Raw genomic sequence first — 14794 nt, forward strand, 5'->3', positions numbered from 1 at the left:
AGGCAGTGTTTTTAACATGTCGGTAATCTCCGTCTGGTTAACCAAACTTAATTGAGACAATATATCGGATAGAAAACCAGCACTTTGTCAATAATCTGTAAACTTATAGTTTACATTTATTTGTCAATTTTACTGGAATGCGAGATCCAAGAACAGAAAGAACGAGTTGATATTTATGTGTCAAAGAAAGAGAATCTGATTTATATTAACTAATGGGTATTTTATCCCTTTGTAAATAATGTAGAATACCAAATAGAAACCCATATTTTGACGTATTCGGGTTTCACGCTTCTATCTAGAAGTTCCCAAAATACATATTCATAATGTGATCATTTATACCCAATAGATTTCGAGTTGCAGCGCGGCGGCAAGTGAACGAATCCCCAGGAGCATAGATAACTCTGTGACTGGGGTGAGTAAAAGCAGCCAACAAAGCAGCAACTTGAAGGATGAAGGGTATATAAATTAATAGTTTATATTTGTTTAACTGAGTGAGGGTTTTGGCATTTCCACGCTTGTGCAGCAACTGGGTCTTGTCCGCTGCACCATCTACAACATACTGAAATAAGCAAGATAATCATGACATCAGAACTACAGATTTACACCTCGTTACTCACCGATGTAAAGGAACGGATACGCGGTGGTCAGCTTAGGGCAGCTCAGTCCATCAATGCTGAACTGATCCAGATGTACTGGGACATTGGTCACATGCTGCATGAACGTCAGAGACAACAGGCGTGGGGGCAAGGATCATCCCGAAGCTGGCACGAGATATTGCTAATGAATTGCCAGAGGTCAAAGGCTTCTCAGAACGGAACTTGAAACGCATGCTGCGTTTCTACCGAGAGTACGCCTTTCCTCCAGAGATGAAGCAACAAAGCAGAATCTATTCTTCCGGAAAACCCGTATCGGCAATTGTGCCGCAGCCTGTGGCACAATTGCCGTGGGGTCACAACATTCTGCTGATTGAGCGGATAAAGGATCAAACGGAACGATTCTGGTATGCAGAACAGATTCAGAGACAGGGGTGGAGTCGTGACTCCCTGATTCAAATGATCAAAGGCAATGCTTATGCCCGGCAAGGCTCAGTTGTCAGTAACTTCAAGAACCGGTTATCTGTATCTCAGTCTGAATTGGTACAGCAAACCCTGAAGGACCCCTATGTTTTCGATTTCCTCACCCTGTCAGAACCCTTTAAGGAACGGGAGCTGGAAATGGGGCTACTCAAACACCTTGAAAAATTCCTGCTCGAACTCGGAGAAGGCTTTGCTTTTGTTGGGCGCCAATATCGTATTACTGTAAGCGAACAAGATTACTACATTGACCTGCTTTTTTATCATCTGACTTTGAGGGCTTTCGTTGTGATCGAGCTGAAACGAGGGGAGTTTAAACCTGAACATGCCGGTAAGATGAATTTCTATTGCTCGGTAGTCGATGAAAAGCTGCGGCATTCCACTGATCAACCTACCATAGGCTTGATTTTGTGCCAAACTAAAGACCGGATACTGGCCGAATATGCTTTGCGCGGTATTCAAAAACCAATTGGAGTTTCAGATTACGAATTAACCCGTGCATTGCCAGAAGACTTGAAATCCAGCCTGCCAAGTATCGAGGAACTAGAAGCTGAACTATCACAACCATCGACATAAGAGCATCAGCACCATCATCAAGCCCTTTAAATCTTGGTACATTTCACGCTATCTGCCTTTTATATTTCCTTGGAAAACAACATGAAAATTAATCTCCACAATATGGTTACAGAAAGTCGCAATCCAGCCAGTGCTAACATTGATACTTTACCAACCCTTGAAATGTTACAAGTCATTAATGATGAAGATAAAAAGGTCGCACTAGCTGTAGAACAAACTTTGCCACAAGTTGCTAAAACGGTAGACAAAATTGCCGAAGCATTTCATCAAGGAGGCCGTTTAATCTATATCGGTGCGGGTACATCTGGCCGGTTAGGAATTCTGGATGCCAGTGAATGCCCTCCAACTTATGGCACTCAACCAGAACAAGTGATTGGCTTGATCGCCGGAGGGCATCAAGCCATCTTGAGGGCCGTTGAAAATGCAGAAGATAACCGACAACTGGGCGAAAATGATCTTAAGGCACTACACTTTAACTCAAAAGATGTACTGGTCGGTATTGCCGCCAGTGGCCGTACACCTTATGTTTTGGCCGCCATGGTGTACGCCAAATCAGTTGGCGCTACCGTCGCCTGTATCAGCTGTAACCCTGATAGCCCGATGACACAAGCAGCCGATATTGCTATCACCCCCGTCGTTGGGCCAGAAACCGTCACTGGTTCATCACGTATGAAAGCAGGTACTGCACAAAAGCTGATCCTGAATATGCTGACCACCGGTGCCATGATCCGTACTGGTAAAGTTTATAGCAACCTGATGGTGGATGTAGCAGCAACAAATGCCAAGCTGATTGAAAGGCAGAAAAATATCGTTATGGCCGCCACGGAATGCAACCGTGAACAAGCTGAGCAAGCATTAGCTGAATGTGCTGGACATTGTAAAACCGCCATTGTGATGATTCTGGCCGGAATAGATGCTCAACAAGCAACAGCTTTACTGAAAAAGCATCACGGCTTTATTCGCCCAGCAATCTCAACCATTCGGTAACTGTTTCTCTTTTGAGAAGGAGTCAATAACATGGCTAAAATTAATCAGACAGTCACTGTTCAGATCCTTAATGCCATCGGCAATGCAGGTAATGTTATCCAATGTAGCAACTGTATGACTCGCCTGCGACTGACACTGCGTGATCAAACCCAAGTGGATAAAGCGGCACTGAAGCAAATCCCCAATGTGCTGGGCATTATCGAAAGCGATAATCAGTTTCAAGTCGTCCTTGGACCAGGAAAAGCACAAGCAGCGGCTGACATAATGAACAAACTGCTGGAATCTTCTAGCCATGTACCACAGCCTGAGCAAAACCACGCTAATTTAACCGATATTGCCTCCGCGAATAAAAGACATCTGAAAGAAAAGCAAGTTAGCGTTGTACATAAATTCCTGACAAAATTTGCCACGATTTTTACACCACTCATTCCCGGTTTCATTGCCGTTGGTCTGCTTCTGGGCGTTGCCACTTTACTTGAGCAGATAGCCATGCAGGGCGCTCAGTCCCCTAATACGGTGTTGGTTGAAATCATCGGTTATATGAAAGTATTCAGTAAGGGAATGTTCAGCTTTCTCAGTATTCTGATTGGCTATAACGCGCAAAAAGCATTTGGTGGCTCTGGTATAAACGGCGCGATTATCGCCTCGCTGTTTGTGCTGGGCTATAACCCGGATGCCACCAGCGGTTTCTACTCTGGTATCTCCACTTTCTTTGGTTACAGTATCGATCCACGCGGCAATATTATCGGCGTTCTGATCGCCGCTATTCTGGGTGCATGGGTAGAACGACAGGTTCGCAAGATCATTCCAGACAATCTGGATATGATCCTCACTTCAGCGATTACCCTGCTGATCATGGGAGCCATTGCCTTTACGCTTATCATGCCGCTGGGAAGTTATCTATTTAGCGGCATGTCATGGTTGTTTCTCCATCTCAATGGTAACCCTTTTGGTACAGCGATATTGGCAGGACTGTTTCTACTCGCTGTTATGTTTGGTGTTCATCAAGGGTTTGTTCCGGTCTATTTCGCACTTATGGATGCACAAGGCTTTAACTCTCTGTTCCCAATCCTTGCCATGGCAGGTGGCGGACAAGTTGGTGCTGCCCTGGCGCTGTATATCAAAGCTAACAAGGATTCTCTGCTACGCACTCAGATAAAAGGTGCCATTATTCCAGGCTTTCTCGGTATCGGTGAGCCGTTGATTTACGGGGTCACACTGCCACGAATCAAACCCTTTATCACCGCCTGTTTGGGAGGCGCTGCCGGTGGTTTCTTTATCGGTTTAGTCGCTTATTTAGGATTACCTGTTGGACTAAATACGGTTTTTGGTCCATCTGGATTGGTAGCACTGCCGTTGATGACCTCCAACAACGGTATTTTTGTCGGCATGGCCGTGTATGCTACCGGGCTGGTGGTTGCTTATCTCAGTGGTTTTGTACTGACTCTGCTATTTGGCCGTAAAAATGTTGATTTGACCTGATCAATAAGAGCGCATGACTTCCTTCATGCGCCCTCATTCTCTTTTCCAAAATAACGGGGCTTATCACCCAGAATCGTTGCTCGGTGCATAATCCTACGCTGAGGCAGATAATCCGCATTAGCATAGTGCTGAGTCACCCGGTTATCCCAGATAGCAATATCATTCTCCTGCCAGCGCCAACGTACCTGAAACTCAGGTTTCGTAATATGAACAAACAGAAAGTTCAAAATTGCTTCACTCTCCTTATCACTGAGTCCCACAATCCGGGTAGTAAAGCCCTCATTAACAAACAGCGCCAAACGATCAGAGACAGGGTGCGTTCTGACAACTGGATGTAACAGGGGCGGGTTTTTCTCCTTACCCACTAACCAGCGTTGATACTCTTCTTCAGAACCGCGATGTCGATGTTCAGGAAAAGATTTAACGAAATCATGTTCCGCCTCAAGCCCTATCAGCAATTTTTTGAAAGGTTCTGACAATGCCTCAAACGCAGCGATCCCGCTGCACCACAGCGTATCTCCACCAAATGGCGGGACTTTTTTAGCCGCCAGAATCGCGCCCATCGGTGGCGTTTCAATAACAATCCGGCGGGAATCGGCTTAAAACGTTTTTTGCTCTTTTTCAGCAAAATTGCCACCTCACTTTCTGATAAAAACTTATATCGACACCGTCTTGTGTCTGAATACCCGTTCCAAAACATATTCACGGCAGGTAATGAAATCAGGATCAGATTTAATACTGCGGCTGTGTTCTCCATCAGCAAACCGTTGACCAAAATCGAGGGTAATATGTTCAACAATCCTTCCAGGAGAAGATTCTAATAAGTACAATTGATTAGCCATAAATACCGCTTCTTCAATATCGAGAGTAATCAACAAGCACTGTTTTTTACTGTCACGCCAAATAGTCAGCAATAATTCCTGCATCTGCTCTCTGGTATAGGCATCAAGCGCAGCAACCGGCTCATCCAGCAGTAATAATTGAGGTCCAACCGCCAATGCACGGGCAATACCAACCCGCTGCCGCTGACCACCAGACAGTTGCCAGATGTAATCATCTTCATGATCACTCAAACCGACCTGATGAATGAGCTGCCGGGCGGTATCCTGTCTCTGTTTTTAGGCATACCAGCAAATCTCAGCCCCAATGCAACATTGTCCAAAACATTCAGCCATGGCATCAATCCTTCATCCTGAAACACCACGCCACGCTCTACGCCAGGTCCGGTTACTGGTTTACCATTCAGCCAGATATCCCCTGAATAAGGTGTCAGAAAACCCGCGATCAAATTCAACAAGGTTGTTTTGCCACAACCGGATGGCCCGGATTACGACAAACTGCCCCGCTGTAATATCAAAAGTGATATCACGAAGAACTTCTTTGTCCTGATATCTGGCCGTTAACCCGCTAATTTGTAGCATCGTTGCCCCTTGCCACCGTTAATAAAACAGCACTCCTGACAAATTTATCTGTCACATAATCCTGGTAACTATCAGTAACTTGAGCAATCTTGCCTTGCTGTTGCAGAAATTCTGATTAAGTGTTGTAGATATTTGCCAAAGCAAAAAAGAATGAATAAATATGCTTTATAACTAAAATGAAATTAATGTATTGAATTACCCAAGCCAAATTAATGGCACACAAGCTGCCGTCAATATTCCCATCATGATATTGAAAATAAACCATGCATTACGGCTACGAAGTAATATTCCAATCAGCGAACCAAAACCCGCCCACACGATACTACTCAGAAAACTTATTAATACCATTGCGCCACTAATAACTATGATGGAATAGAGATACTGTTCACCAGCAATACTGTAGCTACCAACCGATCCCAATCCTATTAACCAAGCCTTCGGATTCAGGAACTGTAATAACCAGCCCTGATACCACCGCACTGGCTTGATAACAGCGTTATCTTTGGTATCCAGACGCCGGTAACTGGCAGTTACCGTTTTCCATGCAAGCCATAGCAAATAGAGGCTACCCGCAATTTTCATTATCGTGTGGATAGCTGGGTAAACTAACAATAATGCCGCTATACCGAACGCGGACAAATATAAAATAGTCTGCATTCCCAACAGAATGCCGAATATCAGTCCCAAAGAGCGAATAACACCAAAATTAGCACCCGATGACGTCAACAACATGTTGTTTGGACCAGGTGTAATGGAAGAAATAAACAAAAAAGTTGTTAATGAAAGAATCAAGCTTGTTGTCATGAATAGTTACCTTTCATCCTGAATATTGGCGTTTCCCTTTCACAGAAAATATCAGTATGTTATTCACCATACAAGATAACTAATCATTAAATCGGAACCATTATGTCTGATATCTTTCGTCCTCTAACCGGTGCCAGTAATCCACATTTGCAAACATTACTCCCGCGTTTAGTGCGGTGGTATCCTGCATTACAGCCATACTGGCAACGACTTAATCTGCCAGATAACGATTTTGTTGACCTAGCATGGAGTGAAGATCCAACAACCGCGGCCCACAAGCCACGGTTGATCTTGTTTCATGGGCTGGAGGGAAGTTTCAATAGCCCCTACGCCAACGGTTTGCTCCATATCTGCCAGAAAAGAGGCTGGCTTGGGGTTGTCATGCACTTCCGCGGATGCAGTGGTGAACCGAATCGCCAGAAACGTCTCTACCACTCAGGCGAAACAAATGATGCCCGTTATTTTTTAAACTGGTTAAAACAGACCTACGGTGATGCTCCAACTTCAGCAGTAGGTTATTCAATTGGAGGTAATGTACTGGCTTGTTATCTGGCAGAAGAAAAAACAAACGCCCAAGTCAATGCGGCAGTCGTTGTTTCCGCTCCCCTGATGCTGGAAGCCTGTTCCAACCGGATAGAAAGAGGATTTTCTCAAGTTTATGAGCGCTATCTACTTAACAGTCTGAAACGCAATATTACCCGCAAATTGCTACGCTACCCAAATTCACTACCAATCAATCTGTCTCAGGTAAAAAGATTGAAACGCATTCGGGAATTTGATGAAATTGTCACCGCTAAAATCCACAATTTTAAAGATGCAGTCGACTACTATCGCCAATGCAGTGCGTTACCACGTCTGCCTGACATTACTGTGCCATTGTTGATCATTCATGCCAAAGACGATCCCTTTATGGCACCGGAAGTCATTCCTGATCTCAAAACTTTGCCCAAGAATATTGAATATCAAATGACAGAACATGGTGGGCATGTCGGCTTTGTGAGTGGTTCGTTTAAGAAGCCACAAATGTGGTTGGAACAACGTATTCCAAGTTGGCTGTCATCTTATCTGGAGCAACCACAATGATTATTCCATGGCAACAACTGGCGCCAGAAACTCTGCTAAATTTGATAGAGAGCTTTGTCTTGCGGGAAGGCACTGACTATGGCGAACATGAAAAATCGCTCGAGCAAAAAGTCGCTGACATACGCCGCCAGTTAGAACAAGGGGATGTTATGCTGGTGTGGTCTGAACTGCATGAAAGCATCAATATTATGCCGAAAGGAATGTTCCATCCTTAACATTATGGAGTTTACTGTTTATGTCAGCCAAACATCCGATTATTGCGATTACCGGCTCCAGCGGAGCCGGAACAACTACAACGAGTTTAGCTTTCCGTAAAATTTTCCAGCAACTTAACATCAGTGCAGCACAAATAGAGGGCGACAGTTTCCACCGTTACACCCGTCCTGAAATGGATGCAGCAATTCGTAAAGCCAAAGAACAAGGCAGACATATCAGTTACTTTGGGCCAGAAGCCAATGATTTTGGCATGCTGGAAAAAACCATGCTTGACTACGGTGCAACTGGTGAAGGCCGTTGTCGGAAATATCTCCATACTTATGACGATGCGGTTCCTTACAACCAACTACCCGGTACATTTACTCCATGGGAATCCCTACCTCAAAAAACCGATGTGCTGTTCTATGAAGGTCTGCATGGCGGTGTTGTCACACCACAACATAACGTTGCCAGTCATGTCGATCTGCTGGTGGGGGTTGTGCCGATTGTCAACCTTGAATGGATACAGAAGCTCATTCGTGATACCGGAGAACGAGGACATTCACAGGAAGCGGTGATGGACTCCGTTGTTCGTTCTATGGATGATTATATCAATTACATTACGCCACAATTTTCGCGAACACATATTAACTTTCAACGTGTCCCTACCGTTGATACCTCCAATCCATTTTCAGCTAAAGCCATTCCATCACTAGATGAAAGTTTTATTGTCATCCGTTTCCGTGATCTGACTCAGATTGATTTCCCATACCTTCTATCAATGCTACAAGGCTCATTCGTTTCAAGTATCAATACTATTGTGGTTCCGGGCGGAAAAATGGGACTGGCAATGGAGTTAATTATGACACCATTAGTACAACGATTACTGGAAGGGGAAAAGATTTGCTGATCAAAACCGAGGATAAATTCAAGAAATCTAGGATCTGAATTCACATAGTTACATTATTCAGTTAATAAAACAGGTAACTGAAATATTAGTTACCTGTCGTTATTTTTTAAGCGATAAATAATACCTTAACCTACATCTTTAATTTCAAAACTGTGGGTAATTTCAACTGACTTTCCCAGCATCAACGAAACAGAGCAATATTTTTCTGCGGAAAGCATAACTGCACGCTCAACCGCTTTATCTGTTAAATCTTTGCCTGTCACAATGAAATGCAGATTAATATGAGTAAACAAGCGGGGCGCTTCTTCACGACGGCGGGAAGTTAGTTTGACTTCACAATCTATTACGTCATATCTACCTTTCTGCAAAATAGAAACAACATCAATCGTACTACAGCCACCGGCGGCCATTAATACCATTTCCATTGGACTTGGTGCCTTATCACCGGCATTTCCATCCATCATTATCTGATGACCCGAAGACGACTCCCCCAAAAGAGATAACCCTTCAACCCATTTTACCCGCGCTTGCATAATCCCCCCTTAAACCATTTTTTGCATCAAAATCTACTCTTTCGGTATTAAACTGGCAATCTAATGCGCAGTTCATTATGCTGAAACAATACAAGACAAGACATAAACCTTTTCCTATGCTACAAACAGAAGCAGGTCAGGTATATATTAGGTTAGGATCAATACTCAGGGTTCAAATTTTAGATAACCTATATAAAACTTTTACCTGTCGGTTTTTCAACAAACTAATATGTTAAGCTAGTGTCTTTATAAGCCAGCCTGACGAGAAACTTTTAGATTCTCGTGTTATTTAGGCAGCGATAACAACAGAGGATGAAGCGAATGGTTCTCGGCAAGCCACAAACAGACCCTACTCTTGAATGGTTTTTGTCACACTGCCATATTCATAAATATCCATCTAAAAGCACGCTTATTCATCAAGGCGAAAAAGCAGAGACGCTTTACTACATCGTAAAAGGCTCTGTTGCAGTTTTGATTAAAGATGAAGAAGGCAAAGAGATGATCCTCTCCTATTTAAATCAGGGAGATTTCATTGGCGAACTTGGATTATTTGAAGAAGGGCAAGAGCGTACAGCCTGGGTACGGGCCAAAAGTGCCTGTGAAGTGGCTGAAATTTCTTATAAAAAATTCCGCCAACTGATTCAGGTAAACCCGGATATTCTAATGCGTTTATCTGCCCAAATGGCAAGCCGTTTGCAAACGACTTCTGAGAAAGTCGGTAATCTAGCCTTCCTGGATGTTACCGGTCGGATTGCTCAGACCTTGCTAAATCTGGCGAAACAGCCAGATGCTATGACCCACCCGGATGGGATGCAAATCAAAATCACACGTCAGGAAATTGGCCAAATTGTTGGCTGTTCCCGTGAAACGGTTGGTCGTATTCTGAAAATGCTGGAAGATCAAAACCTAATCTCCGCACACGGCAAAACAATTGTTGTTTACGGTACACGTTAACACCTGATTAATCAGCGCACTATACTGCGCTGATTTTTCTTGTGCTTGTTACACCAACTGACTAATCGCCTTTTCCAACCGTTCCATTCCTTGAGCAATCTCTTCTTCACTGATAATCAATGAAGGTGTGAAACGCAGTACATCACTGCCAGCACTTAGCAACATCAACCCATTTTCAGCGGCCAGTTGTAGGATATCTTTAGATTTCCCCTGATACTTCCCTTTTAGTTCCGCACCAATTAGTAATCCTTTTCCACGGATCTCACCAAATACGGAATATCGCTGATTAATACCGTTCAAAAAATTCACAATTAAATTGTGACGTTTTTCAACTCCATCCAAAACCTCTGACGTATTGATAATATCAAATGCAACATTTGCAACTGCACAAGCCAGCGGATTACCACCGTAAGTCGTACCATGAGTTCCCGGCACCATAACCGAGGCAATATTCGCGGTGGTCAGCATGGCACTGACAGGAAAACCATTTCCTAGTGCTTTCGCTGTAGTGAGAATATCCGGCACAACATCATAATGCATATAAGAAAACAGTTTGCCGGTACGTCCCATCCCACTTTGTACTTCGTCAAACACCAGCAACACCTGATGCTTATCGCAAAGCTCACGCACCCCATGAATAAACGCAGACGTGGCCGGAGTCACTCCCCCCTCTCCCTGAACAGGTTCCAATACAACCGCACAAGTATGGTCATCTATGACAGCCTTTACCGCCGCTAAGTCATTAAAAGGCACATGAATAATATCTGCGGGTTTTGGCCCAAAGCCATCAGCATATTTTGGCTGACCACCAACAGAGACTGTAAAAAAGGTACGACCATGAAACCCCTGATGGAACGCAATAATTTTGGTTTTATATGGGCTGTGGCGGGTAATTGCATAGTGACGAGCCAGTTTAAATGCCGCTTCATTCGCTTCTGCGCCTGAATTAGCAAAAAATACCCGTTCAGCAAACGTGACATCAATCAATTTCTGAGCCAATATCAAAGCCGGTTCGTTGGTGAAAATATTACTGATATGCCAAAGTTTCTCCCCTTGCTGCTTCAAGACATCTACCAACGCAGGGTGACAATGCCCCAAAGCCATAACAGCAATACCACCCGCAAAATCAATGTACTCCTTCCCTTGCTGATCCCATACACGACTCCCTTGCCCTTTCACCGGTATAAACTGTACCGGTGAATAAATTGGTAACATGACCTGATCATATGTATTTCTATTTACTACGACATGTTCTGTCATTTTCCCACCCGATTCTTATATACATGATTTAATAGTGAAAATATAATCACAAAATATGCATAAAAAATCAAAGATGGGCAAATGAAAAAGATGAATAAATAAAGAAATTATCGGTATCTGGTTAATATCTAAGAAAATTACTCAGTAGCTGATGTCCTTGCTCGCTGAGAATACTTTCTGGATGAAACTGCACACCTTCCAGAGGCAGCGTGCGGTGGCGAATGCCCATGATTTCATCTACATTGCCGTCATGCTGGCTCCATGCAGTAACTTCAAATGAAGCAGGCAGCGTTTCTGCGGCAATCACCAACGAATGGTAACGGGTCACCGTTAATGGCCGGTTAAGCCCTTTAAATACACCTTGCTGATTATGATGAATAGCAGAAGTTTTCCCATGCATGACTTCTCTGGCTTTTACCACACTGGCCCCGAATGCTTGCCCAATTGCCTGATGACCAAGACACACACCCAAAATCGGCAATCGACCCGCAAAATGTGAAATCGCAGCCAGAGAAATTCCTGCTTCATTTGGCGTACAGGGGCCTGGGGAAATAACAAGATGAGTGGGAGACAATCTTTCAATATCTTCAAGCTGTAATTCATCATTGCGCTTGACTAAAACATCTGTTCCCAATTCACAAAAGTATTGATATAAGTTATATGTAAAAGAATCGTAGTTATCTATTATTAATAACATGGGAAACAATCCTACTCATTTATCGCTGTATTTGTTGCCCTGCCACTCCTGCAATTTATTTATCATGAACAACATGATTTCAGGTAAAACGGCCTAAAGACAACGGGGCGGCTATCATAGCACATCAACATTTGTAGCATAGCACAACAAAATCAATGGCTATTTTTCATTCAACAAACTTACTCTCTCACCTACAAAACATATGCTCTATTCTGATATTCCATAAGTAAAGGTAATTGTTATGAAGACAAAACTGATTATAGCATCTCTTTTTTTACTGTCTTTCCCCACACTAGCCACAACTAAGGTTGCCAATATTTTCTTCCCAGTAAAAGGAGTGATTTGCGATAAAAAAGGAGAATACTGCGCTGATCAGGAAGGCTTATCACTAAAACTCACCGAGAAATATTTAGGAAAAAAAGCCTCGAAACGCCTAAAAGATATGATTGGTGACGGAAAGTATTTTGACTCTTCATCATACACTTTAAGTAATGGTGTACACTGTGCGAGTAAAGAGAGGAAATGTTATAAAGATAGGTATTTTCCACGAAGCGAAGAAAATAAAGAATTTACCCAAAAGATGTATGAATAATAGCGAAACTGGCCTTCATTTAATGCAGGCCAGTTTTTCAATCTGATGAAAATGAACCGGAAGATCAAAAACTACCACAGCCAAGGTAATAAAATTAAGGAATAATCTCCGCAGACAGAATAACAACCGGTTTAACTGGTACATTCTGATATGGACCAACATTTTCGGTTTTCACTTGAGAAATTTTATCTACAACGTCCATTCCTTTTACGACTTTACCAAATACTGCATAACCAAAATCACGCTGACCATGATCAAGAAAAGCATTATCCGCTACGTTGATAAAGAATTGGCTGGTAGCACTGTCTTTATCGGCGGTACGCGCCATAGAGATAGTTCCGCGTAAATTACGCAGCTTATTATTCGCCTCATTTTTAATTGGCGCTTTCGTTGCTTTCTGCTGCAAATCTTTGGTAAAACCGCCACCCTGAACCATAAATCCTGGAATAACCCGATGGAAAATTGTATTGTTGTAATAACCCTCGTTAACGTATTCAATAAAGTTTTTTGTTGTAATCGGTGCTTTTTGACTATTTAATTCCAGTTCAATATTACCCTCTGTTGTCGTCAGCTTTACATGAGTTTCACCCGCAGCCAAAGCCAAAGGTGCCATCGCGCTCAGAGAACATGCAGTTACAAGCGTCACTAAAATACGTTTAAACATTCTGGGTTCCTATAACTATTAAGGTCAACAACACAAGCTGCATCAATTCTAATAATCTCCTCAGCATCGTGCTCAATATTTACTTACATTTACGCTATCAATCGAATAGTGCTTTGGATAAGAATTAATCTTCTCACAATAGGTCAGATTTTATTTCACAAATAGAGCAGTTACTGACGGCAAAATAGCGGATTTGGCTCAATCCATCAGAAATATGTCATTATTTTTAATCCTGTCAACAAGCAGCGGCTATCGGTATAATCCTCTTTGCCATATATTCAGTGCATTTCTCAGGGAGATAATCATTTTGACCATCAAGAACTACAACTATCATATGACCCGTTTTATCACGAGCGCACCTGATATTCGCCATTTGCCTCAGGATGTGGGCATTGAAGTCGCGTTTGCCGGTCGCTCGAATGCAGGTAAATCCAGTGCTCTGAATGCCCTGACAAACCAGAAAAACCTTGCTCGTACCAGTAAAACACCGGGCCGTACTCAACTGATCAATTTATTTGAAGTCGAGGAAGGCATTCGCCTGGTTGATTTGCCAGGTTATGGCTACGCTGAGGTACCGGAAGAGATAAAACGTAAATGGCAAAAAGCACTGGGTGAATACCTGCAAAAACGTGAATGTCTACTAGGACTCGTCGTATTGATGGATATTCGCCATCCACTGAAAGATCTTGATCAACAGATGATCCAATGGGCGGTGACAATGAATGTACCGATTATGGTGTTGCTGACTAAAGCCGATAAATTGACATCCAGCGCCCGTAAGAGCCAGTTAATTAAAATACGTGGAGAATTGGCCAATCTTAATGGGGATATTCAGGTGGAATACTTCTCTGCCTTGAAAAAGATCGGGATTGACAAGTTACAGCATAAGCTGGACATATGGTTCAACCAAGCAGCTGTTCAGACTGAACAGTGACATCTTATCCAGCCTTTCCTTACTTTAATCTATTAAATGCAGACAAAAAAATGCCCCAGTCAAAATTGACTGGGGCAGCTAATATTCAGCTAAATCCGATTACGTGAAGTAAAAGGTCTGAAAGATAGAACATCTTACCTCTGTACCCTACGCCGGTAACTCTACCCTATTTCATTTCTTAGAAAAAGCTTTTTTGTAATTTATTTTCAACAATTACCTCGATTCAGCTTAGATTTTTGACGCTTTTACCGCCATTAATTGTAGTTTAATTACATATTTATGCGATCTAGATCTAATGTGCATCGAACAACACAATAGCCTACATCCGGCAAGTACAAAAATCATTACATGAGTTATATTTAGTTTACAGAAACACCTATGCACATCCCCATCTAATAACGACTTTCAATTACCTATATATACATCTAACGAGTAATATTACTTAATGAAAAAATGGAAATTGTCCTATTTTATCTACAGCTGAAACCATTTTTCGCCGTCGTCAATGAAACAGTGAATAATGTACAAAAAACATTCCGTTAATGGAATAAAATTATGACAAGAACACATTTTAAACTGTCTCTCAATTTCTGACTTTTATTACACTTTTTAAATTTATCTATTAATAT

Annotated in this window: 15 protein-coding genes and 3 pseudogenes; 10 read left to right on the top strand and 8 right to left on the bottom strand. The window is 42.6% G+C overall.

Annotation, left to right across the window (positions count from 1 at the left end; all coding sequences use genetic code 11):
- Positions 1–579: 579 nt before the first annotated feature.
- The 4 genes and pseudogenes from BDD30_RS24415 to murP form a co-directional block, all read left to right on the top strand.
- Positions 580–1019 (top strand): annotated as a pseudogene (locus BDD30_RS24415) (DUF1016 N-terminal domain-containing protein); the annotation flags it as partial.
- Positions 1020–1052: 33 nt separating this feature from the next.
- Entirely contained in the window at positions 1053–1649 is a 597-nt protein-coding gene (locus BDD30_RS24420; RefSeq protein WP_249039952.1) for a PDDEXK nuclease domain-containing protein, read from the top strand.
- An 81-nt stretch (positions 1650–1730) separates the two neighbouring features.
- A complete protein-coding gene (gene murQ, locus BDD30_RS20165) occupies positions 1731–2636 on the top strand; it encodes an N-acetylmuramic acid 6-phosphate etherase (RefSeq protein ID WP_041381481.1) in 906 nt (301 codons plus the stop codon).
- A 30-nt stretch (positions 2637–2666) separates the two neighbouring features.
- Complete coding sequence (gene murP / locus BDD30_RS20170) at positions 2667–4118, top strand: PTS N-acetylmuramic acid transporter subunit IIBC (RefSeq protein WP_012776506.1); 1452 nt, start codon at positions 2667–2669, stop codon at positions 4116–4118.
- Positions 4119–4141: 23 nt separating this feature from the next.
- Here murP and tauD read toward each other — a convergent pair.
- The 3 genes and pseudogenes from tauD to BDD30_RS20185 form a co-directional block, all read right to left on the bottom strand.
- Positions 4142–4696, bottom strand: a pseudogene (gene tauD, locus BDD30_RS20175) (taurine dioxygenase); the annotation flags it as partial.
- A 78-nt stretch (positions 4697–4774) separates the two neighbouring features.
- Positions 4775–5539, bottom strand: a pseudogene (gene tauB, locus BDD30_RS20180) (taurine ABC transporter ATP-binding subunit).
- Positions 5540–5734: 195 nt separating this feature from the next.
- Positions 5735–6343: a LysE family translocator gene (locus BDD30_RS20185; RefSeq protein ID WP_012776504.1), complete on the bottom strand. Its 609-nt coding sequence runs from the start codon at positions 6341–6343 to the stop codon at positions 5735–5737.
- 102 nt (positions 6344–6445) lie between these two features.
- Here BDD30_RS20185 and BDD30_RS20190 point away from each other — a divergent pair, with 102 nt between their 5' ends.
- Genes BDD30_RS20190 through BDD30_RS20200 form a run of 3 tightly spaced genes read left to right on the top strand, consistent with a single transcriptional unit; the run spans position 6446 to position 8531 of the window.
- Entirely contained in the window at positions 6446–7426 is a 981-nt protein-coding gene (locus BDD30_RS20190) for a hydrolase (RefSeq protein WP_012776503.1), read from the top strand.
- Positions 7423–7641, top strand: coding sequence for a YheU family protein (locus BDD30_RS20195; protein WP_012776502.1), 219 nt, complete (start codon positions 7423–7425; stop codon positions 7639–7641). Before BDD30_RS20190 ends, BDD30_RS20195 begins: the two co-directional genes overlap by 4 nt.
- Positions 7642–7661: 20 nt before the next feature.
- Positions 7662–8531: a phosphoribulokinase gene (locus BDD30_RS20200; protein WP_012776501.1), complete on the top strand. Its 870-nt coding sequence runs from the start codon at positions 7662–7664 to the stop codon at positions 8529–8531.
- 125 nt (positions 8532–8656) lie between these two features.
- Here the strand turns inward: BDD30_RS20200 and BDD30_RS20205 are convergent, their stop codons facing one another.
- The gene (locus BDD30_RS20205; RefSeq protein WP_012776500.1) at positions 8657–9064 is read right to left on the bottom strand and encodes an OsmC family protein; all 408 of its coding nucleotides are present in this window, start codon (positions 9062–9064) and stop codon (positions 8657–8659) included.
- A gap of 321 nt (positions 9065–9385) precedes the next feature.
- Between BDD30_RS20205 and crp the strand changes: the two genes are divergently transcribed.
- A complete protein-coding gene (gene crp, locus BDD30_RS20210) occupies positions 9386–10018 on the top strand; it encodes a cAMP-activated global transcriptional regulator CRP (RefSeq protein WP_004240730.1) in 633 nt (210 codons plus the stop codon).
- 48 nt (positions 10019–10066) lie between these two features.
- On the opposite strand, the gene argD is transcribed toward crp, so the two are convergent.
- Together argD and BDD30_RS20220 are read right to left on the bottom strand one after the other, a co-directional pair.
- Entirely contained in the window at positions 10067–11278 is a 1212-nt protein-coding gene (argD, locus tag BDD30_RS20215) for a bifunctional acetylornithine/succinyldiaminopimelate transaminase (RefSeq protein ID WP_012776498.1), read from the bottom strand.
- A 121-nt stretch (positions 11279–11399) separates the two neighbouring features.
- The gene (locus BDD30_RS20220) at positions 11400–11975 is read right to left on the bottom strand and encodes an aminodeoxychorismate synthase component II (protein ID WP_041381480.1); all 576 of its coding nucleotides are present in this window, start codon (positions 11973–11975) and stop codon (positions 11400–11402) included.
- Positions 11976–12216: 241 nt separating this feature from the next.
- Between BDD30_RS20220 and BDD30_RS20225 the strand changes: the two genes are divergently transcribed.
- Complete coding sequence (locus BDD30_RS20225; protein ID WP_012776496.1) at positions 12217–12567, top strand: YcgJ family protein; 351 nt, start codon at positions 12217–12219, stop codon at positions 12565–12567.
- Between the two features lie 94 nt (positions 12568–12661).
- On the opposite strand, the gene ppiA is transcribed toward BDD30_RS20225, so the two are convergent.
- Positions 12662–13231 carry a peptidylprolyl isomerase A gene (gene ppiA / locus BDD30_RS20230; protein ID WP_012776495.1) on the bottom strand — a complete coding sequence of 190 codons (570 nt, stop codon included), beginning with the start codon at positions 13229–13231 and terminating at the stop codon, positions 12662–12664.
- Positions 13232–13538: 307 nt separating this feature from the next.
- Here ppiA and yihA point away from each other — a divergent pair, with 307 nt between their 5' ends.
- Positions 13539–14165 (top strand): ribosome biogenesis GTP-binding protein YihA/YsxC, encoded by a 627-nt coding sequence (gene yihA / locus BDD30_RS20235; RefSeq protein WP_041381479.1) that lies wholly within the window; start codon positions 13539–13541, stop codon positions 14163–14165.
- A gap of 85 nt (positions 14166–14250) precedes the next feature.
- Here yihA and spfP read toward each other — a convergent pair whose 3' ends face one another.
- The gene (gene spfP, locus BDD30_RS25150; RefSeq protein WP_438361642.1) at positions 14251–14298 is read right to left on the bottom strand and encodes a small protein SpfP; all 48 of its coding nucleotides are present in this window, start codon (positions 14296–14298) and stop codon (positions 14251–14253) included.
- Positions 14299–14794 lie beyond the last annotated feature (496 nt).

Origin of the sequence: Photorhabdus asymbiotica (genome assembly GCF_003634575.1) — a bacterium.
Classification (GTDB): Bacteria; Pseudomonadota; Gammaproteobacteria; order Enterobacterales; family Enterobacteriaceae; genus Photorhabdus; species Photorhabdus asymbiotica.

Bases quoted from the DNA above. Each gene is read 5' to 3' on its own strand.
- BDD30_RS20200 (WP_012776501.1), top strand. From the start codon at position 7,662: ATGTCAGCCAAACATCCGATTATTGCGATTACCGGCTCCAGCGGAGCC.
- BDD30_RS20220 (WP_041381480.1), bottom strand. From the start codon at position 11,975: ATGTTATTAATAATAGATAACTACGATTCTTTTACATATAACTTATAT.
- BDD30_RS20205 (WP_012776500.1), bottom strand. From the start codon at position 9,064: ATGCAAGCGCGGGTAAAATGGGTTGAAGGGTTATCTCTTTTGGGGGAG.
- BDD30_RS20225 (WP_012776496.1), top strand. From the start codon at position 12,217: ATGAAGACAAAACTGATTATAGCATCTCTTTTTTTACTGTCTTTCCCC.
- crp (WP_004240730.1), top strand. From the start codon at position 9,386: ATGGTTCTCGGCAAGCCACAAACAGACCCTACTCTTGAATGGTTTTTG.
- BDD30_RS20190 (WP_012776503.1), top strand. From the start codon at position 6,446: ATGTCTGATATCTTTCGTCCTCTAACCGGTGCCAGTAATCCACATTTG.
- ppiA (WP_012776495.1), bottom strand. From the start codon at position 13,231: ATGTTTAAACGTATTTTAGTGACGCTTGTAACTGCATGTTCTCTGAGC.
- BDD30_RS20195 (WP_012776502.1), top strand. From the start codon at position 7,423: ATGATTATTCCATGGCAACAACTGGCGCCAGAAACTCTGCTAAATTTG.
- argD (WP_012776498.1), bottom strand. From the start codon at position 11,278: ATGACAGAACATGTCGTAGTAAATAGAAATACATATGATCAGGTCATG.
- BDD30_RS20185 (WP_012776504.1), bottom strand. From the start codon at position 6,343: ATGACAACAAGCTTGATTCTTTCATTAACAACTTTTTTGTTTATTTCT.
- BDD30_RS24420 (WP_249039952.1), top strand. From the start codon at position 1,053: ATGATCAAAGGCAATGCTTATGCCCGGCAAGGCTCAGTTGTCAGTAAC.
- murP (WP_012776506.1), top strand. From the start codon at position 2,667: ATGGCTAAAATTAATCAGACAGTCACTGTTCAGATCCTTAATGCCATC.
- murQ (WP_041381481.1), top strand. From the start codon at position 1,731: ATGAAAATTAATCTCCACAATATGGTTACAGAAAGTCGCAATCCAGCC.